This window comes from Halopelagius inordinatus (assembly GCF_900113245.1).
Taxonomy (GTDB): domain Archaea; phylum Halobacteriota; class Halobacteria; order Halobacteriales; family Haloferacaceae; genus Halopelagius; species Halopelagius inordinatus.
The window spans coordinates 1,323,782-1,346,545 of the sequence record NZ_FOOQ01000001.1 but is presented as its reverse complement, the minus strand read 5'-3'; the positions used below and the strand labels follow the sequence as shown (position 1 = coordinate 1,346,545).

Genomic DNA, 22,764 nt, shown 5'->3' with positions numbered 1-22,764 from the left:
ACCCCACGGCGACCGACGGTTCTGTTCGCCGCGGGAGCGACTTCGTTCTTCGGAGCCCCTCCGCCAGAGTCAGGTTCGGCGACGGAGCGGCCCGAATATCTGTTTGTACTATTCTACTACAAAGCAAACGAGGGACTAGTTTGTAGAGATTTACAACACCTTATATGCCTGCCCCTCATCTCGGAATCTAAGACCCCACCGAGAGAGTCGGTGGACGACCGGTTTCCCGGCACCGGTCACGAGGACAAACCCGGGGATTCCCCAACATGATACGAAAGGTACTCGCGGTGCTTCTCGTCGGCGTGATGATTACGAGTGCGACGCCGGTGGCCGCACAGACGGTCGACCCGGACTTCAGAACGTACGTCTCCTCGCCGACGCTCACCCCTGGACAGGTGAACGAGGTACAGGTACAGTTGGTCAACGACGCGACGGACTTCGACGACACGACTCGGACGGCACGCAACATCGAGATTCGTCCGAGCGACACGGACCGACTCGACGTGCAGACGGGGAGTATGTTCATCCAGCAGTTGGCTGACCCCGACGCGGCGAGTCAAAACACTCCCGGGACTCAGGATATCACCCTCGCGGTGAAGGTGCCCTCCGACATCGAGTCGGGGACGTACAAGATTCCGCTCGAAGTCGAGTACGAGTGGGAAGGCGAGAACGGACCGCGCGAACGTACCACCACGGAGTACGCCACCGTTCGCGTCGAAGAGGGCCCGCGCTTTGCCGTCGTCGACACGAACTCGACCGCGACGGTCGGCGGTAGCGGGACGTACGAAGTCACGATGGAGAACGTCGGCGAACAGGACGCGACCGATTCGACGCTGACCGTCTCCTCGCAGAGCGGAGACGTCTCCATAAGCGGCGGTCAACAGGGCAACCGCTACATCGATTCGTGGGACACCGGCGAGACGCGGACGTTCGAGTTCGACACCAGTCTAGCTCCCACCTCCCGCCCGGGGAACTACACGCTCAACGCGATGGTGTCGTACAAAGACGCGAACGGTAACGACGGTCGGAGCCCGAACATCTCGCTCGGGATGGAGGCGCTTCGCGAGCAGACCTTCGAAATCGACGGCGTCGAGAGTTCGCTCCGCGTCGGCGATACGGGAACGATATCCGGCGAGGTGACGAACACCGGACCGCACACCGCGAGAAACGCCGTCGTCGTCCTCTCGGAACCGGGACAGACGCTGACGCCCACCGAGACGGAGTACGCCATCGGGAACTTGGAACCCGGCGACTCGGCGACGTTCTCCTTCGAGGCGGACGTCTCGTCGGAATCCGCCGGCGGTCAGCGCCAACTCGGCATGTCCGTCAACTACCGCGACGACAGCGGTAACCAACAGCAGTCCGACACCATCGACGTTCGCGCCGACGTGGGACCGGAAACCCGTGAGTTCGACGTCGAACCGGTGAACGCGACGTTCGCCGCGGGCGACGGCGGCGACCTCGAACTGACGGTGACCAACAACCGCAACGAGACGCTCTCGGACATCTCCGCGAAGATATACCCCGAGTCACCGCTCTCGTCGTCCAACGACGAGTCGTTCATCGAGGAACTCGAACCGGGCGAGTCCGAGACCATCCGCTTCGAGACGAGTGCTGGCGGCGACGCGATGTCGAAAACGTACCCGATGAAAGTCGACTTCCAGTACGACGACAGCGACGGTGACACGAGCATCTCCGAGACGTACCAGGTCCCCGTCCGCGTGACCGAATCCGAGGGCGGCGGAGTTCCCTTCGTCGTCATCGGCGCCGCTCTCGTCGTCGTCGTCGTGGGTGGCATCCTCCTCTACCGTCGACGGACCTAACCGATGGACCTCGACCACCAACGCGCCGTCGACTGGGCGGACGACCACATCGTCAACCGACCGGGGAAGGTCATGCTCGCCTTCTTCGTCGTCACGGCGGTGTTCATGGTCGGTCTGGGCGGCGTCTCCACCGAGGCCGGAACCCAGCAGTTCGCCGAAGACATCCCGGCCCAAGACGCGTTAGACCGGGTGAACAACGAGTTCGGCGCGTCGTTCAGCGACGACCCCGGCAGCACGCAACTCATCCAACGCGGCCAGAACGTCCTCTCGAAGCAGTCGATGGTGCAGATGCTTCGGATGCAAGAGAAATTAGAGGAGCGCCCGGATATGTACGTCAGCGGGACGTCATCGGCGGCGGGCGTCGTCGCACAGACCATCGACCCGAACGCGACGACGCTCGAATCGCAGATTCGCGTCCTCGAACGCGCGACGCCGACCGAGGTTCGGCGCGCGGTCCGCCAGAACGCCGACAATCCCGGTTTCACCGGCACGCTGAGCAACGACTTCAACGCCGAGGGCGCCTCGGCGTCGGCGACCATCGGCGTCGTCCAACACTCTCTTCCGGCGGAAGTCTCCGGGTCGTCGGCGGGGCAGTCCGGTTCGAGTCCGTTGACGCCCATCCAGACGCAGGCCCAGCGTATCGCGGACACCTCCGAGGGTGATATCACCGTCTTCGGGAGCGGTATCGTCTCCCAGGAGTTCTCGACCGTCACCTCCGACTCGCTTCTCATCGTCACGCCCGCGGCGGTGATTCTCATCGTCCTCTTTCTCGTCGTCGCCTACCGCGACCTCGTAGACCTCCTCCTCGGGACGTTCTCGCTGGCGATGACGGTCATCTGGACGTTCGGCTTCCTCGGACTGGCGGGCATCCCGTTCAACCAGATCATGATCGCGGTACCGCCGTTGCTCTTGGCGGTGGGTATCGACTTCGGTATCCACGCGGTGAACCGCTACCGCGAGGACCGCGCGACCGGTCTCGGCATCGACGACGCGATGCAGGTGGCGACAGACCAGTTGCTCGTCGCCTTCTTCATCGTCACCGGCACGACAGTCATCGGATTCCTCGCGAACCTCGCGTCCGACCTGCCGCCCATCCGCGACTTCGGCGTCGTCGCGGGCGTCGGCATCATCTTCACCTTCCTCATCTTCGGGGTGTTCCTCCCCGCGGCGAAGGTGTGGATAGACCACAAACGCGAGAAGTACCCCATCCCGACGTTCAACGACTCTCCGCTCGGTCAGGAGGGGTCAGCGCTCGGCGACGTGTTGAGCGTCGGCGTCGGCATCGCCGACAGAGCCCCCGCCATCTTCCTCGTTCTCGTCTTGCTTCTCAGCGTCGGCGCGGGCGCGTACGCCACGGGCGTGGACACCTCGTTCTCGCAGGAGGACTTCCTCCCGCCCGAGGAGGTGCCCGCGTATCTGGAGGCCCTCCCGGAACCGTTCGCACCGAGCGACTACACCGTCGTCTCGCAGTTGAACTTCCTCGAAGACAAGTTCACGAGTTCGCAGGGCGGGTCAGTGACAGTGTACGTCGAAGGGCGGATGGAGAACGACGCCGCCCTCGAACAGGTGTACCGCGCGGGCGACAACCCGCCGTCGTCGTTCGTCTCCGAGGACCGCCGCGCCGAGTCCCAAAGCATCGTGACGGTCATCCAATCGCTCGCAGAACGGGACAGAGAGTTCGCGGCCCTCGTCGAACGCAACGACAGAAACGACAACGGGGTGCCCGACCAGAACCTCGGAGAGATATACGACTACCTCGAATCCTCGCCGGTGGAGTCACAGGCCGCCGAGTATCTCTCCGACGACCGACGGAGCACTCGCGTTCAGTACACCGTCTCGGCCGACGCCACGGACCGCGAAGCGACGAACGACGCGCGTCAGGTCGCAGACAGGTTCCGCTACGACGCCGTCGCCACCGGGAGCACCATCGTCTTCCTCGAGGTGTCCGACCTCATCTTCACCTCGGCGGTGACGAGTCTGGCTCTCGCACTCGGGGGAACCGTCATCTTCCTCCTCTTCATCTACTGGCTCTTGGAGGACCTGCCCTCTATCGCCATCGCAAATCTCGTCCCCATCGTCGCCTCTGTGGCGTTCGTCGCCGCGACGATGCGTCTCTTGGACATCTCCTTCAACGCCTTCACCGCGACCATCCTCTCTTTGACCATCGGGCTCGGCATCGACTACTCCGTCCACATCGTCCACCGGTTCCTCGACGAACGCAAGAAGACGGACGTGATGACGTCGCTTCGACGGACCGTCGTCGGGACGGGCGGTGCGCTGATGGGGAGCATGCTCACGACGTCGTTCGGTATCGGCGTGCTCGTGCTCTCTGTGCTGTCGGTCCTCGGGCAGTTCGGGGTGCTTACGGCCATCTCCATCATCTACTCGTTCCTCACCTCCCTGCTCGTCCTCCCGCCGGCCCTCGTCGTCTGGGACCGATTCGTGAACGACGACCCGAACGAACCGATGGGCGGCGGCCCCGACTCGCCGTCGGACTCCGACAGTCCTATGAGTGAATCCCCGGAGGCACGGTTGTTGTGAATCCGATTCGGACGGACGGCGGCGCTCCCCGCGGCGGGGAGAACGAAGACGGCGCCGGAAGCGACGGGTCGGCGACGAACGGCGAACACGAGGCCGTCGAGTCGCTGGAAGCGTTGGGACTTTCGAACTACGCCGCCCGCGTCTTCGTCGCACTGCAGAAACTCGGCGTCGGGACGGCAAAGCAGATTCACGAACTCGCGAACGTGCCGCGGTCGCAGGTGTACGGCGCGGCCGAGGAACTGGAGTCGCTCGGGTTGGTCGAACTCCAACAGTCCACGCCGAAGCGCTACCGGCCGGTCGGTCTGGACGCCGCCCGGCGGCGACTGGCGGAGGAACTGAAGTCCGAGGCCGACCGCGCGTTCGACTACTTGGAGGCGGCGCGGCGACAGCGCACGTCGGGCGAGACGCGAGACGACGTCTGGACGGTCCGCGGGCGCGAACCGGCCAGCAACCGCCTGATAGAACTCACAGAGCAGGCCCAAGAACGGGTCATCTTCGCCGCGCCCGACACCGACCTCGTCCCGACCGAACTCGTCGCCGTCCTCGCCGAACGGGCCGACGCGGGCGTCACCGTCCGCGTCGTCAGCGAGAGCGCGGCGGTCCGCACCCGATTCGAGAAGGCGGCGGCGTCCGTCGCCGTCTCCGAACCGCTGGACGTCCCCACCGCGGATTTCAACGGTCGAGTGCTGCTCGTCGACCGCCGCGTGGTGTTTCTCTCCGTCGCCCCGCCGTCGAACCCGACGGAGGAGACGGCAATCTGGAGCGCCGACACCGCGATGGCCGACATGCTCTCGCGAATCATCGAGGAGACGCTCTTCAACTACTGAGAGCCGCGATTCGGCGCTACGTCCCCGCGCCGACGCCCGCCGCGCGCGTCGCCCCCCACGTCAGGACGACGATGCCGACGACGAACCCGCAGAGTGCGACGAGCATCGGGACGGGGTCGAGCAACGCCCCTCCGAGGAACGGCCCCCGGACGAGGAGGAATCCGGTCGTGAGAGTCGCCGCGAGTCCGACTGCCGTCACGAGACCGTAGACGTACGTCACCACGCCGAGACCGGCGCGGTCGCCCCCGTCGAACCGTCGGCGGTGAAGCATACCGAACGCTGTATCTCCCGGAGACTTAGTCGTTCTCGTACCTGTCAGTCGGCGTATCTGTGCCCGCGGGCGGCGGAGTCACCGCCGAATCTCGAACCCCGATTCGCCCTCGGGGTCGTCGTAGGTGACCTCTACGCCCTCGACGTCCGCGGCGGTACTCCCGGTGTGACACCACTCGACCATCTGCTCGACGTCCGGTCGCGGCCCCTCGAAGACGGCCTCCACGCGACCGTCGTCGAGGTTTCGGACCCACCCGTCCACGCCGCGTTCGCGGGCGGCGTCGCGCGTGCTCGCTCGGTAGAAGACGCCCTGTACCCGCCCGGAGACGAAGACGTGTGCGCGCACTCTGTCGTCGGAACTCATGCGCTTCCCTACGCGTCCCCGCCGGAAATATCGCGGGGAAGCGCCCCCCGACGCCCGCACCGAAATTGGAGGAATCTAAGTGGGGGCCGCCTCATCCACTCGTATGGAACTCTTCGGAACCGCGGGAATCCGCGGCACCGTCACGACGCGCGTGACCCCGGAACTCGCACTCGCCGTGGGTCGCGCCGTGGGTCTGGACGTCGTCGAGTCCGGCGGGCGGCCGGACGTGGTCGTGGGGCGCGACGGGCGGACGACGGGGCCGGGTCTCGCCGCGGCGGTCGAATCGGGTCTCGAATCCGCGGGCGCGAACGTCGTCAGAGTCGGCGTCGTGCCCACACCGACCCTCGCGTACGCCTCGCAGGGTCGCCACGGCGTGATGCTCACCGCCTCGCACAACCCGCCGACGGACAACGGCATCAAACTGTTCACGGACGGCGAGGAGTACGACCGGACGCTCGAACGCGCGGTCGAAGAACGGGTCGAGGCGGGCACCGAACCGGTCCCGTGGGACGAGTGGGGCGACTCCCGCGGAGAGGAGGTTCTCCCCGAGTACAGAGAGGCCGTGACGGCGTACGCCCGCGACCACGGCGCGTCCTGTGAGGGTCTCCGGGTCGCGGTGGACTGCGGCAACGGCGTCTCGGCAGTCGCGACGCCCCGGGTTCTCGACGAACTCGGCGCGCACGTCGTGAGCCTCAACGGGCAGGTGGACGGTCACTTCCCCGGGCGGGAGTCGAAACCGACGCCCGAGACGCTTCGGGACCTTCGTGCGTTCGTCGCGGACTCCGAGTGCGACTTCGGAATCGGACACGACGGCGACTCCGACCGAATCGTCATCATCGGCCCCGACGGCGACGTGGTCCACGAGGACACCGTCGTGGCCGTCCTCTCGGAGCACTACGTCCGGTCGAGCGACGTTTCGGACCCGGTGGTCGTGACCACGCCCAACGCTTCGGGGCGCATCGACGAACGGGTGGCGGCCGCGGGCGGGCGGGTCGAACGCGTCCGACTCGGTGCCCTCCACGAGGGTATCGCGTCCGCCCGCGCCGACGGCGGCGACGTGGTCTTTGCGGCGGAACCGTGGAAACACGTCCACACCGCGTTCGGCGGGTGGATAGACGGCGTCGCGTCGGCGGCGGTGTTCTCGCGTCTCGTCGCCGAGTCCGGTCTCTCCGGACTCCGCGAACCCGTGACGGAACGACCCTACCGGAAGGTGAGCGTCGCCTGCCCGGACGAGGCGAAGACGGCGGCGATGCGGACGCTGGAATCGACGCTCCCCGACCGGTTCCCCGGGGCGTCCGCGAACACGGACTACGGCGTCCGAATCGAACGCCCGGACAACTCGTGGATACTCGTCCGCCCGTCCGGCACCGAACCGTACGTTCGGGTGTACGCCGAGGCCGACGACGTAGACGCCCTCGTGGAGGCGGCCACGGACGTCGTCGAAGACGCCGTCGAGGCGGCGTCCTGACCGGTCGCGTCGCGGGCGAACGCGACCGCGCCGGTGCAACTGGTCGTACGTCGAATCTCGCGTCCGTTTTCGAACGAATCGGGCATCCGCGAAACGGAGCATTTATCAACATCTCTGAGACCTATCCTCAATAGGTGACCACACTCATGGATAGACGGAAGTTCATCAAGGCGACCGGCCTCGCGGGTGCAGTCGGACTCGCGGGCTGTACGGGCGGACCGAGCGACGAAAGCGGCGGCGACGAGACGACCGAGGGTACCTCGGGCGACACCACCGAAAGCGAGCAGACGACCGGCGAGTCCGAACCGGCGGCGCAGGTCGGCGTCGTGTACGCGACTGGCGGCCTCGGCGACGGGTCGTTCAACGACCAAGCACAGCAGGGGGTTCAACAGGCCGCAGACGAGTTCGGCGTCGCGTACAACGAGGCGCAACCCGACGAGGTATCGCAGTTCAAAAACTTCCAACAGCAGTTCGCCAGTTCGACGAACCCGAACTACGACCTGGTCTCCTGTATCGGCTACCTGCAGGCGGACGCGCTCTCGGAGACGGCGTCTTCGTACCCGGACCAGCAGTTCATGATCGTCGACAGCGCCGTCGACGCCGACAACGTCGCGAGCTACGTGTTCAAAGAGCACGAGGGCTCGTTCCTCGCCGGTCAGATGGCCGGTCTGCTGACGACCCAAGAGTTCAGCGCGGGCGACGGCGAGACGAAACCCGACCAGAAGACTGTCGGCTTCGTCGGCGGCGAGGAAGGCGGCCTCATCGCCAAGTTCGAGGCCGGATTCGCGGCCGGAGTCAAGAACGCCGACGACTCGGTCGAGGTCCAGTCCTCCTACGTCGGTAGCTTCAACGACCCCTCGGCGGGGAAGGAGGCGGCGCTGTCGATGTACAACAGCGGTGCGGACATCGTCTACCACGCCGCGGGTAACACGGGTACCGGCGTCTTCCAGGCCGCACAAGAGCAGGGAGCGTTCGCCATCGGCGTCGACCGCGACCAGTCGCTGACGAAGCCCTCCTTTGCGGGCGTCATCCTCGGGAGCATGGTCAAACGCGTCGACACCGCGGTGTACAACTCCATCGAGTCGGTCGTCGAAGACAGCTTCGAGGGTGGCTCGACGGTCACGCTCGGTCTGGAGCAAGAGGGCGTCGCCCTCGTCTACGGCGACTCGCTCGGCTCCGAAGTTCCGTCCGACGTGAAAGACTCCGTCGAATCCGTCCGTCAGGAGATCATCGACGGGGACGTCTCCGTCCCGACGGACCCGTCCGAAGTCTAACCCGGAACCGGCGGAACTAAACTATTCCTCGCTCATTTACCCCCAATGTCAACAGCCGTTCGACTCGCCGGGATAACCAAACGGTTCCCGGGAGTCATCGCGAACGACGATGTCGACATGTCCGTCGAAGGCGGGACGGTGCATGCGCTTCTCGGTGAGAACGGGGCCGGGAAGACCACCTTGATGAACGTCCTCTACGGACTGTACGAACCGACCGAAGGCACGGTGTACATAGACGGGACGCCGCGTTCGTTCGATTCGCCCCGAGACGCCATAGACGCCGGCGTCGGGATGATCCACCAGCACTTCATGCTGGTCGATCCGATGACCGTCACCGAGAACATCACGCTCGGGAACGAGCCCCGAAAGTGGGGCGGGTTGGCCATCGACCGAGACCGGTCCCGAGAGGAAGTCGTCGAACTGTCCGAACGGTACGGGTTCGACGTCGACCCCGACGCTCGCATCGAGGACATCTCCGTCGGAGCGCAACAACGCGTCGAGATTCTGAAGGCCATCTACCGCGGCGCGGACGTGCTCATCCTCGACGAACCGACCGCGGTGTTGACGCCGCAGGAGGTAGAGGAACTGTTCACCGTCCTCGAAGAACTCACCGCGCAGGGAAAGACGATAATCTTCATCTCGCACAAACTCGGCGAGGTTCTGGAGGCGGCAGACGAGGTGACCGTCCTCCGCGACGGCGAGAACGTCGGCACCGTCGCAACCGACGAGACGACGCGCGAGGAACTCGCCGAACTGATGGTCGGTCGCGAAGTCCTGATGCAAGTGGACAAACCGGCCGTAGACCCCGGCGAATCCGTCCTCTCGGTTCGGGACCTCACCGTCGAAGACGAACGCGGCGTGGACGTCGTCGAAGACGCGTCGTTCGAGGTTCGGTCCGGCGAGGTGTTCGGAATCGCGGGCGTCGACGGCAACGGCCAGTCCGAACTCGTCGAGGCTATCACCGGACTGCGGAGCCAAGAGGCGGGTACCGTCTCCTTCGAGGGCGAGCGAATCGACCGCTGGTCCCGGCGGCGACGAATCAGCGAGGGGATGGCCTACATCCCGGAAGACCGCCAAGAGCGCGGCTTGGTGATGGATTTCGACCTCGTGGAGAACGGTATCCTCGGGAGCCAACACTCGGAACCGTTCGCCACGGACGGACGCATCGACTGGGAGACATCCCGGTCGCACGCCGAGGACATCATCCGGAAGTACGACGTTCGGCCGCCGAACGCCGACGCCGACGCCGTCTCCTTCTCCGGCGGCAACCAACAGAAGTTCATCGTCGGCCGCGAGTTCGAACGCGACCCCTCTCTCGTCGTCGCGACGCATCCGACCCGCGGCGTCGACATCGGGTCGACCGAGTTCATCCACGAGCAGTTGTTGGAACTCCGAAGCGAGGGGAAGGCGGTGCTTCTCGTCTCCTCGAAGCTAGAGGAGGTACAGGGACTGTCGGACCGACTCGCGGTCATGTACGAGGGCGAGATAATGGACGTGGTAGACCCCGAGGCGGTGACCGAAGAGGAACTGGGCCTGTTGATGGCCGGTGAGTACCCCGAGTCCTACGACTCCTCGCGCGGAGTCGGCGCCGCGGAACCGACGGGTGAGAGCCGATGAGCGTCAAAGACGCGGCCGAACGACTCGTCGGCGCGTCGAGGGGCGAACGGGTACTGATAAGCGGGGCCGCGTTACTGCTGTCTATCGCCGTCGGGTTCGTCCTCATCCTCGCGGCCGGTCGGATGACGACGTGCGGGACGGCCGCCGCGACGTACTTCGGCGTCGGCTTCTGTTACGACCCGCTTTTGATATACGACCGACTGTTCATCGGCGCGTTCGGTAACCTCTCGCAGAACCCGCTCAACGGTCAGTTCGCGACGACGCTCTCGGAGACGACGATACTGATGTTCACCGGCGTCGCAGTCGCCGTCGCCTTCCGCGCCGGCATCTTCAACATCGGGACGCAGGGGCAACTCGTCGTCGGCGCTCTCGCGACGGCCATCGCGGTTCCCGTCGTCGGAGCGACGGTGCCCGCGGGCGTCGGCCCGTTCCTCTTGCTCCCGTTCGGACTCCTCGTCGGAGCCGTCACCGGAGGCGCCTACGGCGCGATACCGGGCGCTCTGAAGGCGTACGCCGACGCGAACGAGGTGATTACGACCATCATGCTGAACTTCGTCGCGACGTCTATCGCGCTGTATCTGGTACAGGACCACTTCAAAGACCCCGAGAGTTTCGCGACGCAGACCGTTTCGGTTCCCGACGGCGCTCTGTTCCCTCCGATCCTGTTCGACCCCCGAAACGACTTCTCGCTCGTCGCGTTCGTCCTCGCTATCGGCCTCCTCGTGGCCGTCTACCTGATACTCGAACGCACCTCGTTCGGCTACGACCTCCGGACCAGCGGTATCCAGTCCGAGGCCGCGGAGTACGGCGGCGTAGACGCCGCTCGAACCGTCGTCGCGAGCATGACGTTCTCCGGTGCGCTCGCCGGAATCGGCGGCGCGGTGTACGTCCTCATGGTCCTCGGGAACTTCCAGACGGGCGTTCCCGCGTACGGCTTCGACGGCATCACCGTCTCCATCCTCGCGGGGAACAATCCGCTCGGCGTCGGCTTGGCGGCGTTGCTGTTCGGCGTCCTCAAGAGCGGGTCCATCGTCGTGGACGTCGCGACGGACGTGCCGCCGCAACTCGTCGGCGTCCTCCGCGGCCTCATCATCCTCTTCGTCGCCATGCCCGAGTTCTTCCGCCTCATCGGCAAGCACGTCTGGACGTTCGAAGACGAGACCACCGGTCGCCCGGTCACCGACGGCGGCGTGGGAGGTGAGACCGATGAGTGAGACGAGTCTGCGGTCGAACCTGACCGAGGGCCTCGACTCGCGGCGACTCGTCGCGGGCGTCGCCGCCCTCCTGCTCGTGGCCATCGGCGTCCTCGGCGTCCTGTTCCCGTCGTCGGACGCCGGACAGGTGCTGAACATCCTCACCGCAAAGAGCACGCTCTCGGCGACGCTGCGTCTCTCGGTGCCCATCGCGTTCGCCGCTCTCGGCGGCATCTTCGCCGAGAAGAGCGGCGTCATCAACATCGGGCTCGAAGGCCTGCTCATCATCTCGGCGTTCGGCGGCGTCTACTTCGCCGACGTGACAGGGAGCACGTGGCTCGGTCTGTTGGCGGGCGTCCTCGCCAGCACGCTCCTCGCACTGCTGTTTGCGGTGGTCTGCATCGAGTTCCGCGCCGACCAGATTATCGCCGGACTCGCCATCTGGCTCATCGCGCTCGGACTCGCTCCGTTCGCGTCACAGGTCGTCTACGGCGGCCCGAACACGGCGAGCGTTCCGACCATCGGGACGGTTACGATTCCGTACCTCTCGGATATCCCGTCGCTCGGTGCGCTGTTCGACGCGACGCCGTTCGTCTACATGATGTTCGTCGCCGTCGCCCTCTCGTGGTGGACGCTCAATCGGACCACGTTCGGTCGCTGGGTCATCGCGAGCGGTGAGAACCCGAAAGCGCTCGACACGGCGGGCGTGGACGTGCAACGCGTCCGCTACGCCGCCGTCGTCATCTCGGGCGTCCTCGCCGGTATCGGGGGCGCGGCGCTGTCGCTCAGTCTCGGACAGTTCACCGGCAACGGCCCGACGATGGTCAACGGGAAAGGGTTCATCGCCATCGTCGCCTACCTGTTCGGCAACTACAACCCCATCGGCGCGATGCTCTCGACGATGCTGTTTGCCGGACTCGACGCGCTTCAACTGACGCTGCAGGCGCGCGACGTGTTCGCGATTCCGCAACCGCTCGTCCGGACCATCCCGTACGTGACGGTCATCGTCGTCCTCGCTCTCGTCGGCCGGACCCAGATACCCGAGGCCGCGGGCGACCACTACGAGTCGGGCGACGACTGAACGTCGCGTCGCCTCCTGACTCGACGACATATTTCTGACACGTCATTATCTCTAACAGGTCTGGGGGATTTATTATCCGGAACGGTGATGCGCCGGATATGCGCCCGCGAGACGCTGTTCGAACTGCCGCCCGATACCATCTCCGAGCGTTCGTCCCGACGGCCGCCGGCGTGGGTCTCGTCGGAATCGGTCTCTGGTACGGACTCCCGTCGGGGGACGGAACGCCTCTCTCTCCGACCGCGTTGGCCGGGTCCGAGCGTGCGGTTCCCGCCCTCGCTCTCGTCGGTGTCGGTCTCTTCGTCGTCGCGTTCGGCCGGACGGTCGCCCGCGCCACCACCGCCGCGGATCTCGTCGCCGCCGAAGTCGAGTCGGCGCGAGACGAGGGTATCGACCCCGACGACCTCCGCGAGACGGTGTCGCTGGCGGTGCAACACTCCGTCGCCGACACGATGGACGTCGCCTCGGATCAGATCGAGTCGAACGTCCAAGCCGCCGTCGAGAACGCTCTCGACGACGGAGACGACGAGTCCGACGACGCCACCCGGAGAGTCGTCGATCCGACTGGAGAGAGAGAGGTTCGAGACATCTCGGTCGAGGACGTCGACGGCCGACCCGCCGCGGGCCGTCGGGCGCACTCGGACGGAGACTCTCCGGACGACGCCTCCCGAGAGGACGCCCTCGCGACCCCCGGCGAGGCGACTCCGTCCGACGGGGAAGACGACGAGAACCCCCTCGCGGAGGCCTCTCGACGGGCCAGCGAACGGATGGAGTCGCTCCTCGCCGACGACGAGAGCGAGTTCCCCGCCGAGACGCCGAAGACGGAGAGCGACGGCGCGGAGATACTCACGGACGACGCGGAGTCGACGCTCCCCGACGGCACGGCGGCCGACGACGCCGAGATTCTCGGCGGTGACCGACGCGACGGCGAAGAGACTGCGGCCGACGACGGAGACGACGAGTCCGACGCCGAGATGGTGTTCGGCACCGACCTGAAAGACGCCGAGTGAGGGCGTCGATTCGCAGACGCAAAGCCGCCTGGACGCTCGTTGGCACAGCGGAGGTGACACGGGACGGCGCGACTCCGAATCTGATAGCTGTGAAGCGCCGCGCCCTCGCGAACCAGTGATTGCTCAGTGGATGTATCGCAAGCCTCTTCACTCGCGGTCAGTCAAGCCTTCTGACGAGTCCGGTTGCGCAGTGCAGTCAACTGGTAAATACGCGCCCGAGACGTCTCGTATCGACCGTTCGGGTTCCGAGGTGGGCCTTTGCCCGACGCAGACCAACAAATAAAGAGTTTTCTTATCACGGAAGGGAATACGAATCAATGAGCACGACCCACGAGTACGACGTCGTCGTCGTCGGGGCAGGCACTTCGGGGTGCTACGCGGCAGCGACCGTCGCGAATGAGGGTCTCGACGCCGTCGTCGTCGAGCGAAAGACTGCAGAAGAGGCGGGCCACATCGCCTGTGGCGACGCCCTCAAGGGCGCAGACGAGTTCCCCGATGCCATCCCCAAATCGCAGATAGAGCCGGCGTTCACGAACACCGACGTCGACCACGGGCGCTTCGAGATACCCAAAGAGGACTCGGTGCTCGAAATTCCCGTCCCCGGGGAACTCGCGGTCATCGACCGCTGGGAGTACGGTCGCCGCCTCATCGAGGGCGCCGAGAACGCGGGCGCGGAGTTCCACTACGACACCGTCGTCCAAGACGTGACGCAGGACGACGACGGCACCGTCACCGGCGTCACGGGCAAGCACAAAGGCGAAGAAGTCGAGTACGACGCCGACATCGTCGTCGACGGCGCCGGTGCCCTGTCGCTTCTGCAGGACAAGGCGGACCTCTCGGAGGCGACGTTCGACACGAACGTCTCGTACTCGCAGTTCTGTTCGGCCTACCGCGAAATCGTCGAAGTAGAGGAGCCAGTCGAGTGGTCCGACGCACTCGTGTTCAAGCCCGCCGACGTCGCCGCCGCGTACGTCTGGTACTTCCCGCGGACCGAGACGACCATCAACGCCGGTCTGGGGTTCCAGATGAACGAGGAACCGATGAAACTCGTCGACGATCTGAAAGACGATCTCCGGAACCGCGAGGAGTTCGAGGGCGCGACGGTCACCGACAAACTCGGCGCGGCCCTGCCGACGCGTCGCCCCTACGACTCCGCCGTCGCACCGGGGTTCATCGCCGCGGGCGACTCCGCGGCCCACGTCAACCCGACCACCGGCGGCGGAATCGCCGGTGCCGCGTACGCCGGCGAGTACGCGGGCGACCAGGCGATAAAAGCCGTCGAGAACGACGACGTCTCCGAGGAGATGCTCTGGCACTACAACGAACGCGTCATGTCGCACTTCGGGGCGCGGTACGCCGGACTCGACGTCTACAACATCCTCTCGACGGCCATCAACGTCGACGAACTGATGAGTCTCTTGGCCGCGCTTCCGGGCGAGAAACTCGCCGAAGCGCTCTACTCGGGGACCACGTCGTTCGGCCCGAAACTCGCTCTCAAGACCGCAAAGGAGAGTTACGGCTACTGGGAGCTTATCTACAAGTTCTACAAGACGAAGAACCTCGCGGACGAACTTATGAGCCATTACAACCGCTATCCCGGCCGTCCCGGCGCACTCGCCGGATGGCAGGCAGAACGTGACCGTCTGATGGAGAACATATACGAGGTCACGGGCGCGGACCCGAAGTACTGAAAAAGAAGGCGCGAGCGGTTCGAGATTCGTTTTCTTACGCTTCTGCCGTCGCGGTATCGGTCGATTCTGTCCCCGTGTCGTTCTCGGTCGTCATCGTGTCGTCGCTGACCGTCTCGGTTTCGGTCGTCTCGTTGTCGATAGCGATGTCGACCGGCGTCGGGGTGTCGGTCTCAGTCTCGGTTTCCGTTGCTGTCTCGGTTTCCGTTTCGGTTTCCGTTGCTGTCTCAGTCTCAGTCTCGGTTTCGGTCGTCTCGTTGTCGACCGGCGTTTCGGTGTCGTTTTCGACGGTGACGTCGACCGGCGTTTCGGTGTCGTCAGCTGGCGTTTCGGTGTCGTTTTCGACGGTGTCGTCGACCGGCGTTTCGGTCTCGTTCTCGACCGGCGTTTCGGTCTCCGTCTCGTCTTCCGGCATCTCGTCTTCGGTTACCTCGCCGACGAGAGCGTAGGTGCCGTTGTCGACCATCGCGTTCGCGCTATCGTCGCTCACGTCGATGACCGCACCGTCGACTTCGGTCCACGTGTCGCCGCTGACTTGGTAGATGTTCAAGGTGAGTTCGGTGGTCCCCGCGTCTTCCAGTCCGGCGTCGTCGTAGAGGAACGATAGTTGGATGCTATCGTTGTCGGAAGCCACCTCGGTCTGGAGAGGTCCGTTGACGACGACTGTGTCGTCGGGCGCGTCCGGGTACTCCGAAGCCAGACCGATGTTCGCGTTTTGGAACTCCGCGGAGAACGGCATGCCGTTCACGCTGATGTTCTCGACGGAGTTGTTCGCGTCCGCGGTCGCTTCGTTCTCGACCGTCTCGTTCTCGACGGTTTCGTTTTCGGCCGTTTCGTTCTCCACTGTCTCGTTTTCAGTCGTCTCGTTTTCGGCCGTCTTCTCGCTGTAGACCGTCCACCCCGTCGTCCCGTCGACGGTGGCGTTCTGAACGGTGTTGTTGCTCGCGTCCACGAAGACGAACGCACCGGCGAACATCTCCTCGCTCTCGTTTTCGGCGGTGTCGTTCGTCGAGTCGCTCTCCGTGTCGTCGATGCCCGACACACCCTCGGTGACGTCATCCGCGTTGACGTCCTCGACGGAGTTGTTGGACGCGTTCACGAAGGCAACGCCCGCACGCTCGGTATCGTCCGCCTCGAACTCGGTCAAAGAGGAGTTGGACGCACCGGCAAAGAGCACTCCCACGTCGAAGTCTCTGACGTGCGTGGATTCGACGGAGACGTTGTCACCGGTGACGGCGATACCGGTGACGAGCGATTCGTTTGCCGTCTCGTTTGTGTCCGTCTCGTTTGTGTCCATCTCGTCCGACACCGGGCCGTCCATCCGGACGTTCTCTCCGTCGAGAGTCACGTCGTCGCTCTCGACGACGATACAGGCGGAGACGTTAGCGTCTACGCCCGGGTCGGCTACCGCCTGTGTCGCGTTCTCCGCGGAGAAGTTCTCACCGACGACGTACGCTCCGGGTTCGGTGATGACTGTGCACGAGTCGATAACTTCTGAGTCTGTCTGTGCGGCAACCGGGCCGACGAACATCGCGGCCGGCATTGCCACGGCGACTAGAAGTGCAACCGCAACGGTGACCGTTCGTCTACGTGTCATGCAGTGTACAACTGTCATCCTGTCCCCATAAAAGATGTAACTCAAATTACAAAAATTCACGCCGTGGAGAATGTTAGCCGCTCGTCTGGACCGAAATCGGGGTGTCTCTGCTTTACCTTCGCGTGTAATCGTGGCGATACGTAATCCGACGGGTGACGGACGCTCAGGGCCGTCGCGTCGATAGTTCTCGGATGGCCGACGAGAGGACGTCGATACCGAGTCCGATGCTGTCTTCGTCCACGTCGAACGTGCCGGTGTGGTGGCCGCCGGGGTGGTCGGTTCCGACGCCGATGTAGGCGGCTTTGCCGCCGTTCTCCTGTACCTCCCGCATGAGGTAGGTGGCGTCTTCGCTCCCGCCGAGAGCGTCGCGTTCGACGAGTGAGGTGACGTTCGCGTTCTCCCGGGCGACGTCGCTCACGACGGAGACGAGTTCGTCGTCGCTCCGCGCGGAGGGCGCTTTGCCCTCGGTGAACGTCTCCACCTCACAGCCGTGCATCTCCGCGGCGGACCGGAGGACGCGACGGGATTTCTCCTCCATGTACTCCATCAGTTCCGTCGTCTCGCCTCGGACTTCGCCCTCGATGAACGCCTCCTCGGGGACGATGTTCGTCGCGGTACCGCCGCCGACCATCCCGGCGTTGACGCGCGTCGCGCCGTCCGCGTGCCGCGGGATGCCGTAGAGGTTCTGGACCGCCGCCGCCATCGCCTGCACCGCGTTGTCTCCCGCTTCGGGTCGCGCGCCCGCGTGAGACGGCGTGCCCGTGAACTCCGCGCGAAAGTGGGAGACGGCGAGGAAACCGTCGATACCCGCGACTATCTCGCCCGACGGGTGGTCGAGGCCGACGTGGACGCCGTAGAGATAATCGACGTCGTCTAAGTGGCCGGACTTCGACATCGCTCGCCCGCCGGCGACGAGTTCCTCTCCGGGTTGGAAAAACACCTTCAGCGTCCCCTCGAAGTCGCTCGCGAGAACCGAATCGAGGACGCCGAGTCCGATTGCCGCGTGGGCGTCGTGCCCGCAGGCGTGCATGAACCCCTCGTGTTCGGAACGAAAGCCCGTCGCCGCCGGGACGTGGTCGTCGCTCTCGGACTCCGTAATCGGGAGTCCGTCGATGTCCACACGCAGGGCCACAGTCGGCCCGTCGCCCCGTTCTGCGACGGCCACCGCGCCGGTGTAGCCGCCGCGGAGGGCTTCGAGGACGTCCTCGCGGGCACCCGCGGCGAGAGCGCGTTCGTACCACTCGTCGAGTTCCGACTCCTCGGGGACGGCCATGCGTTCGTCCTCCGACAACACCTCGCGCCCGACGTAGAGGGCGTCTAAATCCCGCGTCTCCAGTTCGTCCACGAGACGTGCTGTCGTGTAGAACTCGCGCCACGCGGGTTCCGGATGTCGGTGCAAGTCGCGTCGAAGCGTGACGAGGTCAGACGTCGTCATTGTCGGTCGGTGGCGGGGAACGGTGATAAACCTCGCCGACTGCGTCGGGATTGCCGACAGGCGACCGTTCGACCGCCCGGGCGACGCCCGGCCTCTGGTCTATGTCGGGCCGTTTATGAGGAATCATGATGCACCAGTGAGTAGAATGACCGATACAGACGGGACTCCGGACCTGCGGTTCCGAGGCGGACGCCTCGCGAGCGCAGTTCCGATAGCGTTCTTCGTCGCGTGGGCCATCGTACAGAGCGGGATACTGGGTATCGGCGACACGACGGGACTCATCGTCGGGATGTTACTCGGACTCATCCTCGGGATGTTCCTCGTCGTCGGCGACTGGAAGGCGTACGCTGACGTCCTCTTCGACGGCATGACCCAGCGGGTGGCCGCGACGGCCATCGTCGCGTGGCTGTGGGCGGGCATGTTCGCCGAGACGATTCAGGTCGGCGGCTTCGTCGACGGACTCGTCTGGGCCGCGGACGCTGTCAGCGTCGGTGCGGCGCTGTTCCCGGCGATAACGTTCCTCTTGGCCGCCCTGCTCGCGACCGGTATCGGGACGGGGTACGGGACGGCAATCGCGTTCACGGCGCTCGTCTTCCCGGCGGGCGTCGTCCTCGGCGCGAATCCGGTGCTGCTTTTCGGTGCCATCCTCTCGGGCGCGGTGTTCGGCGACAACCTCGCTCCCGTCAGCGACACCACCATCGTCAGCGCGGTGACGCAGAACGCCGACATCGGCGGCGTCGTCCTCTCGCGCCTGAAGTACGCGCTCGTCGCCGCCGTCTTCGCCTTCGCCGCGTACCTCCTCGCCGGAAGCGCGATGGCGGGACAGCCTATCGACGTGGACAACGTCGGCGGTCCCTCGACGGCGCTCGGACTCGTCCACCTCGTCTCTATCGGCCTCGTCATCGTGACGGCGATTCGCGGCCGACACATCGTCGAGGCCGTCTCGTGGGGACTCGTCACCTCCGCGGTGTTGAACGTCGTCCTCGGACTCGCCGCGCCGGCGGACATGGTCGCGTTCAACGCGCCGCGGACCTCGGGACTCGTCCAGGCGATGGACGCGATTCCCGTCGTCGGCGCGTTCATCGTCCCGGTCGACCCCGGTAACGCCGCGGTCGGCGGGAGTCTCTACGCCGGTGCGGCGGGCTTTTTCCCGCTCATCGTTCTCGTCTTGCTCATCGTCGCGGGCGCGGAGGTGATGCAGGTCGGCGGCGCGTTCGAGGCGATACAGGAGTTCCTCCTCGAACGCGTGGCCACCACGGTTCGCCGCGCCGAGACGACGATGGTTCTCGGAACCGCACTCGTGAACGGAATGATAACGATAAACACCGCCGCCGAAATCGCCATCGCGCCGTACATCTCGACGCTCGGTCGCCGGTTCAACATCAACGGCTACCGGCGCGCGAACATCCTCGACGCGAACACCTCCGCACTCGGGTATATCTTCCCGTGGGGCGGCGGCCTGCTGGCGGGCTACTCCGCGATGCAGCGCCTCCCCGAACAGTACGAGTGGTTCACGCAGTCGATGGTCGTCAACCCCGCGAGCGTCTGGCCGTACGTGTTCCACGGCTGGTTCCTCGTCGCGGTGTTCCTGCTCGCGGCGTGGACCGGATACGGACGCGAGTACGTTTCCGACCGCGAGTCCGGGGAGGTGAGTCGCGTATGAGCTTCTTCGACAGACTGTTCGCCGAATCCGCCTTCCGGTCGTCGAAGCCCGCTTTCGAAGTCGGTCAGATGGTGACCGCGTTCGTCACCGGCAGGCGGGGCGACGTCGCCCTCGTCAGAGTCGGTGACACCGTCCTCGAACTCGAAGGCGCAGAGGGCGTCCCCGTCGAAACGCGCGTCCGATTCGAAGTCGAGGCGTTCGACGCGGAGTCGAGTCGCGGGCGCGGACGCCTCGTCGACGTCCTCGAAGACAGAGGATAGACGCAGAGAGAAGAGACGCAGAGAGAAGAGACGCAGAGACAGAGCGCAGTGGGGTCCCGGGCGGGAGTCACTCCCGCCTGTGGCCGAGCGGTTTCTTCTGTTCGACCTCTATCTCGATGTGAATGCTGTCTGGGAACGCCATGTGGCCGATCTCGCGCGCGATGTGGTCGTTGCCGTGAATCTCGAGTTTCCGGGAGTAGACCGTGTAGTCCCACGGCGAGAACTCGTCGCCCGGCGCGAGATTCCGGTACTGGGGGACGCGGACGTTCTCCGGCGGTTCCGCGTGCGGGCCTTTGCACTCGGCGCCCTTTCGCTCGACGATGTCTTGTATCTCTGACACGTGGTCTTCGAGTTCGTAGCGGTTCCCGCTTTGGAAGGTGAGTTTGGTTACGAAAGTCATGGCTGAGTGGTGGCCGTTACAGTCGAAGAGTGTATCGAGCGGTAAAAACACACCTACACGCGCCATCTGTGAGTGAGCCTGACGGACACGGCGGGCGACGTGTCTCTCATCTTTCGAAAGGCAAACACGACCGACTCTCCGATACCCTCTTAAATCCCCGTATATATACATTCACCAATGACAGTGGAAGCGGTGAGCGCTGGAGCCATCCTCTTCCGCGACACCCGCGGCCGACGGGAGTACTTACTCCTGAAGAGCCGACCGGGGGACTGGGAGTTCCCCAAAGGCGGGGTCGAAGGAAACGAGGAGCTCCAGCAGACGGCCATTCGCGAGATCAAAGAGGAGGCGGGAATCGAAGATTTCCGTCTCATCGACGGGTTCCGCGAGGATTACGACTACGTGTTCGAGGCGAACGGCAAGACGATTCACAAGACGGTGCACCTGTTTATCGCACGCTCCTTCGAGGCGAGTGCGGAACTCTCCCGGGAGCACCGCGACCTGCAGTGGCGCGACTACGAGCAGGCGATAAACACCATCACGCAGGACGGCCCGCGCGACATCTTAGAGCGGGCCCACACGTTCCTCGACGACATCCTCGCGGAGAACGACGAGGAGAACCGGCGCTACATCGCCTGATCGGCGACTCCGTCGCTCGACCGGGACACGCCCGGTCGGCCCGTCCGTAGCGACTGCGCCGCCGACCCGAAACGGTTTCGTCGCCCGACGGACCACTACCCGACGTGTACCCCGCAGACGCCGAGTTCGGGTTCGAGTTACTCGTCTGTCGGTGGGCCGAAGAGTCGTGGCCGCCCGGCGGACGGAGAGACTCCGCCGTCCTCGTCGCGCGGCAACTCGGGACGAAGCGCCGGCGGTGGGACACCGTCGTCGTCGAGTGCGACCCGGCGGGACTCGCGGCGAGAGCCGAGTTCGGCGACCGAACGCTCGACTCGGACCTCCTGCACGTCGTCCGCAACGCGCCCGAAGAGTGGGCGTGGTACCGCGACGCCCTCCCTCATCCGGGCTACCCGTGGCGGTACGTCCGCGCGGCCGTCCACCGCGCCGCGGACCGCGGCGTCGTGGAGACGCGCCGCCGGGGGAACCGAATCGAGATTCGCCGCATCGCACCGTACCCCGATTGGGTCCGCCGCATCGTCGCCGTCGAGAACAAACCCGACTTGGACGCCTCCGCGGCCCGCGCCCTCTCGGACCAACTCGAACGCGACGTGGAGACGGGACTCGCAGACGAGGTGTGGGTCGCCACCGCTACGACGGGGCGGCGCGTCGAACCCGCGCTTTTGGAAGACGTGCCCGTCGAGGTGGGTATCCTCACGATGTCGTTCGACTCGGACCTCTCGGAGTGGGCCACCGCGAACGTCGAGTGGCACCCGAGCGACGTGGTGCCCGCGAGAGCGGAGGGAGACGACGAACGGGAAACGACCCGCCTCGAACTCGCCGAACGCGCCTACGGAACGGGCTGGCGGTCGTTCCACGAGACGATGCGGCCCGACTGCCGTCACTTCGAACTCCGGCGGTTCGGCGAGGCCCTCGTCCCCCACTGCGCGGCGAAAGGGCGGTCACAGACCGCCGCCGAGTGCGCGGGGTCCTGCCCCGACTTCGAACCGGAACCGCCCGCGTGGCGGACGAAAGGGTGGCCGATAGAAGGGGGTCCCGGGGCGGCGATTCGGCGGTTGCTCGGAGACCGGCGAGAACGCGTCCGCCGGAGAGAGGCCCGGTCGGACTAGTCTGTCACTTCCACGTCCACCTCGTCGCGTTCGACGGCGAGGCGGAACGTCGGGACGGTTCGGTAGACGACTTCGACGACGCCCTTCCGGCGGAGACTCTGCAGGGCGCGGCGGACGTCCTCGACGTCCGGGTCGGCGTCGAACCGGTCGCGGACCTTGTTGAGGACGCTGACGACGCTTTCGGAGCGTTCGTCCGGTCCGGCCACGACGCTGAACACCCGCGATTCGAGGCGGGGGACGCGGATGACGGAGGGCACCTCCGCTTCGGCGTCGTCGGTTTCGACGCCCGGTTCCACGTCGACGAGTTCCGCCGCCTCCGCGGTGGCGCGGATGAGACTGTTGTCGTCGCGGTAGTAGTACTCCTTGAGGCTGTCCTCCAGGTAGCGATGCACGTCGCTCCCGGAGTCGAGTCCCCACCGTTCCTGTAACTCTTTGTTCTTCGTCGGTTGGAGACGAACGACGTCTGCGAGTCGTTCTTTCTCTTCGTCCGAGAGTGCCATTGCGTGAAAATTTG

The 22,764-nt window shown here is 65.3% G+C and carries 20 protein-coding genes; 14 read left to right on the top strand and 6 right to left on the bottom strand.

The genetic code is table 11. The annotated features are described in order from the left end of the window. Positions 1–266: 266 nt before the first annotated feature. The 3 genes from BM167_RS06965 to BM167_RS18375 are packed head-to-tail and all read left to right on the top strand — an operon-like array spanning position 267 to position 5,191. The gene (locus tag BM167_RS06965; protein ID WP_092890683.1) at positions 267–1,823 is read left to right on the top strand and encodes a COG1361 S-layer family protein; all 1,557 of its coding nucleotides are present in this window, start codon (positions 267–269) and stop codon (positions 1,821–1,823) included. Between the two features lie 3 nt (positions 1,824–1,826). Continuing rightward, a complete protein-coding gene (locus tag BM167_RS06960) occupies positions 1,827–4,364 on the top strand; it encodes an efflux RND transporter permease subunit (RefSeq protein WP_177213293.1) in 2,538 nt (845 codons plus the stop codon). Beyond that, positions 4,361–5,191: a TrmB family transcriptional regulator gene (locus BM167_RS18375; RefSeq protein ID WP_245781315.1), complete on the top strand. Its 831-nt coding sequence runs from the start codon at positions 4,361–4,363 to the stop codon at positions 5,189–5,191. The genes BM167_RS06960 and BM167_RS18375 overlap by 4 nt, the downstream gene beginning before the upstream one ends. Positions 5,192–5,207: 16 nt before the next feature. Here the strand turns inward: BM167_RS18375 and BM167_RS06955 are convergent, their stop codons facing one another. Next, a complete protein-coding gene (locus tag BM167_RS06955) occupies positions 5,208–5,462 on the bottom strand; it encodes a DUF8132 family protein (RefSeq protein ID WP_092890680.1) in 255 nt (84 codons plus the stop codon). A gap of 78 nt (positions 5,463–5,540) precedes the next feature. Beyond that, the gene (locus tag BM167_RS06950; RefSeq protein WP_092890677.1) at positions 5,541–5,825 is read right to left on the bottom strand and encodes an acylphosphatase; all 285 of its coding nucleotides are present in this window, start codon (positions 5,823–5,825) and stop codon (positions 5,541–5,543) included. A 103-nt stretch (positions 5,826–5,928) separates the two neighbouring features. On the opposite strand from BM167_RS06950, the gene BM167_RS06945 reads away from it, so the two are divergent. The 7 genes from BM167_RS06945 to BM167_RS06915 all read left to right on the top strand — a co-directional run bounded on the left by BM167_RS06945 (position 5,929) and on the right by BM167_RS06915 (position 15,156). After that, a complete protein-coding gene (locus BM167_RS06945; protein WP_092890674.1) occupies positions 5,929–7,293 on the top strand; it encodes a phosphopentomutase/phosphoglucosamine mutase in 1,365 nt (454 codons plus the stop codon). Between the two features lie 146 nt (positions 7,294–7,439). Beyond that, entirely contained in the window at positions 7,440–8,567 is a 1,128-nt protein-coding gene (locus BM167_RS06940; RefSeq protein WP_092891152.1) for a BMP family lipoprotein, read from the top strand. Between the two features lie 45 nt (positions 8,568–8,612). Then, entirely contained in the window at positions 8,613–10,184 is a 1,572-nt protein-coding gene (locus BM167_RS06935; protein WP_092890671.1) for an ABC transporter ATP-binding protein, read from the top strand. After that, on the top strand, positions 10,181–11,398 hold the full coding sequence (locus tag BM167_RS06930; protein ID WP_092890668.1) for an ABC transporter permease: 1,218 nt from the start codon (positions 10,181–10,183) through the stop codon (positions 11,396–11,398). Before BM167_RS06935 ends, BM167_RS06930 begins: the two co-directional genes overlap by 4 nt. Continuing rightward, positions 11,391–12,458 (top strand): ABC transporter permease, encoded by a 1,068-nt coding sequence (locus tag BM167_RS06925; protein WP_092890665.1) that lies wholly within the window; start codon positions 11,391–11,393, stop codon positions 12,456–12,458. Before BM167_RS06930 ends, BM167_RS06925 begins: the two co-directional genes overlap by 8 nt. Positions 12,459–12,556: 98 nt before the next feature. After that, entirely contained in the window at positions 12,557–13,465 is a 909-nt protein-coding gene (locus BM167_RS06920; protein WP_092890662.1) for a hypothetical protein, read from the top strand. A 317-nt stretch (positions 13,466–13,782) separates the two neighbouring features. Next, the gene (locus BM167_RS06915; RefSeq protein ID WP_092890659.1) at positions 13,783–15,156 is read left to right on the top strand and encodes a geranylgeranyl reductase family protein; all 1,374 of its coding nucleotides are present in this window, start codon (positions 13,783–13,785) and stop codon (positions 15,154–15,156) included. Positions 15,157–15,190: 34 nt separating this feature from the next. Here BM167_RS06915 and BM167_RS06910 read toward each other — a convergent pair whose 3' ends face one another. Beyond that, a complete protein-coding gene (locus tag BM167_RS06910) occupies positions 15,191–16,696 on the bottom strand; it encodes a right-handed parallel beta-helix repeat-containing protein (protein ID WP_092890656.1) in 1,506 nt (501 codons plus the stop codon). 217 nt (positions 16,697–16,913) lie between these two features. Continuing rightward, positions 16,914–18,185, bottom strand: a complete 1,272-nt coding sequence (locus tag BM167_RS06905; RefSeq protein WP_092890653.1) for an amidohydrolase — start codon at positions 18,183–18,185, stop codon at positions 16,914–16,916. Between the two features lie 145 nt (positions 18,186–18,330). Here BM167_RS06905 and BM167_RS06900 point away from each other — a divergent pair, with 145 nt between their 5' ends. Further along, the gene (locus BM167_RS06900) at positions 18,331–19,848 is read left to right on the top strand and encodes a Na+/H+ antiporter NhaC family protein (RefSeq protein ID WP_092890650.1); all 1,518 of its coding nucleotides are present in this window, start codon (positions 18,331–18,333) and stop codon (positions 19,846–19,848) included. After that, entirely contained in the window at positions 19,845–20,108 is a 264-nt protein-coding gene (locus tag BM167_RS06895) for a DUF7513 family protein (RefSeq protein ID WP_092890647.1), read from the top strand. Before BM167_RS06900 ends, BM167_RS06895 begins: the two co-directional genes overlap by 4 nt. A 67-nt stretch (positions 20,109–20,175) precedes the next feature. Here the strand turns inward: BM167_RS06895 and BM167_RS06890 are convergent, their stop codons facing one another. Continuing rightward, a complete protein-coding gene (locus BM167_RS06890) occupies positions 20,176–20,508 on the bottom strand; it encodes an uS10/mL48 family ribosomal protein (protein WP_092890644.1) in 333 nt (110 codons plus the stop codon). Between the two features lie 177 nt (positions 20,509–20,685). On the opposite strand from BM167_RS06890, the gene BM167_RS06885 reads away from it, so the two are divergent. Beyond that, positions 20,686–21,144, top strand: coding sequence for a bis(5'-nucleosyl)-tetraphosphatase (locus BM167_RS06885; RefSeq protein WP_092890642.1), 459 nt, complete (start codon positions 20,686–20,688; stop codon positions 21,142–21,144). A gap of 104 nt (positions 21,145–21,248) precedes the next feature. Beyond that, positions 21,249–22,250: a DUF5787 family protein gene (locus BM167_RS06880; RefSeq protein WP_092890639.1), complete on the top strand. Its 1,002-nt coding sequence runs from the start codon at positions 21,249–21,251 to the stop codon at positions 22,248–22,250. On the opposite strand, the gene BM167_RS06875 is transcribed toward BM167_RS06880, so the two are convergent. Further along, complete coding sequence (locus BM167_RS06875; RefSeq protein ID WP_092890636.1) at positions 22,247–22,750, bottom strand: DUF5797 family protein; 504 nt, start codon at positions 22,748–22,750, stop codon at positions 22,247–22,249. The two genes, BM167_RS06880 and BM167_RS06875, sit on opposite strands and share 4 nt — an antisense overlap. Between the last annotated feature and the right edge of the window lie 14 nt (positions 22,751–22,764).

Bases quoted from the DNA above. Each gene is read 5' to 3' on its own strand.
- BM167_RS06965 (WP_092890683.1), top strand. From the start codon at position 267: ATGATACGAAAGGTACTCGCGGTGCTTCTCGTCGGCGTGATGATTACG.
- BM167_RS06960 (WP_177213293.1), top strand. From the start codon at position 1,827: ATGGACCTCGACCACCAACGCGCCGTCGACTGGGCGGACGACCACATC.
- BM167_RS06955 (WP_092890680.1), bottom strand. From the start codon at position 5,462: ATGCTTCACCGCCGACGGTTCGACGGGGGCGACCGCGCCGGTCTCGGC.
- BM167_RS06950 (WP_092890677.1), bottom strand. From the start codon at position 5,825: ATGAGTTCCGACGACAGAGTGCGCGCACACGTCTTCGTCTCCGGGCGG.
- BM167_RS06945 (WP_092890674.1), top strand. From the start codon at position 5,929: ATGGAACTCTTCGGAACCGCGGGAATCCGCGGCACCGTCACGACGCGC.
- BM167_RS06940 (WP_092891152.1), top strand. From the start codon at position 7,440: ATGGATAGACGGAAGTTCATCAAGGCGACCGGCCTCGCGGGTGCAGTC.
- BM167_RS06935 (WP_092890671.1), top strand. From the start codon at position 8,613: ATGTCAACAGCCGTTCGACTCGCCGGGATAACCAAACGGTTCCCGGGA.
- BM167_RS06930 (WP_092890668.1), top strand. From the start codon at position 10,181: ATGAGCGTCAAAGACGCGGCCGAACGACTCGTCGGCGCGTCGAGGGGC.
- BM167_RS06925 (WP_092890665.1), top strand. From the start codon at position 11,391: ATGAGTGAGACGAGTCTGCGGTCGAACCTGACCGAGGGCCTCGACTCG.
- BM167_RS06920 (WP_092890662.1), top strand. From the start codon at position 12,557: ATGCGCCCGCGAGACGCTGTTCGAACTGCCGCCCGATACCATCTCCGA.
- BM167_RS06915 (WP_092890659.1), top strand. From the start codon at position 13,783: ATGAGCACGACCCACGAGTACGACGTCGTCGTCGTCGGGGCAGGCACT.
- BM167_RS06910 (WP_092890656.1), bottom strand. From the start codon at position 16,696: ATGCCGGCCGCGATGTTCGTCGGCCCGGTTGCCGCACAGACAGACTCA.
- BM167_RS06905 (WP_092890653.1), bottom strand. From the start codon at position 18,185: ATGACGACGTCTGACCTCGTCACGCTTCGACGCGACTTGCACCGACAT.
- BM167_RS06900 (WP_092890650.1), top strand. From the start codon at position 18,331: ATGACCGATACAGACGGGACTCCGGACCTGCGGTTCCGAGGCGGACGC.
- BM167_RS06895 (WP_092890647.1), top strand. From the start codon at position 19,845: ATGAGCTTCTTCGACAGACTGTTCGCCGAATCCGCCTTCCGGTCGTCG.
- BM167_RS06890 (WP_092890644.1), bottom strand. From the start codon at position 20,508: ATGACTTTCGTAACCAAACTCACCTTCCAAAGCGGGAACCGCTACGAA.
- BM167_RS06885 (WP_092890642.1), top strand. From the start codon at position 20,686: ATGACAGTGGAAGCGGTGAGCGCTGGAGCCATCCTCTTCCGCGACACC.
- BM167_RS06875 (WP_092890636.1), bottom strand. From the start codon at position 22,750: ATGGCACTCTCGGACGAAGAGAAAGAACGACTCGCAGACGTCGTTCGT.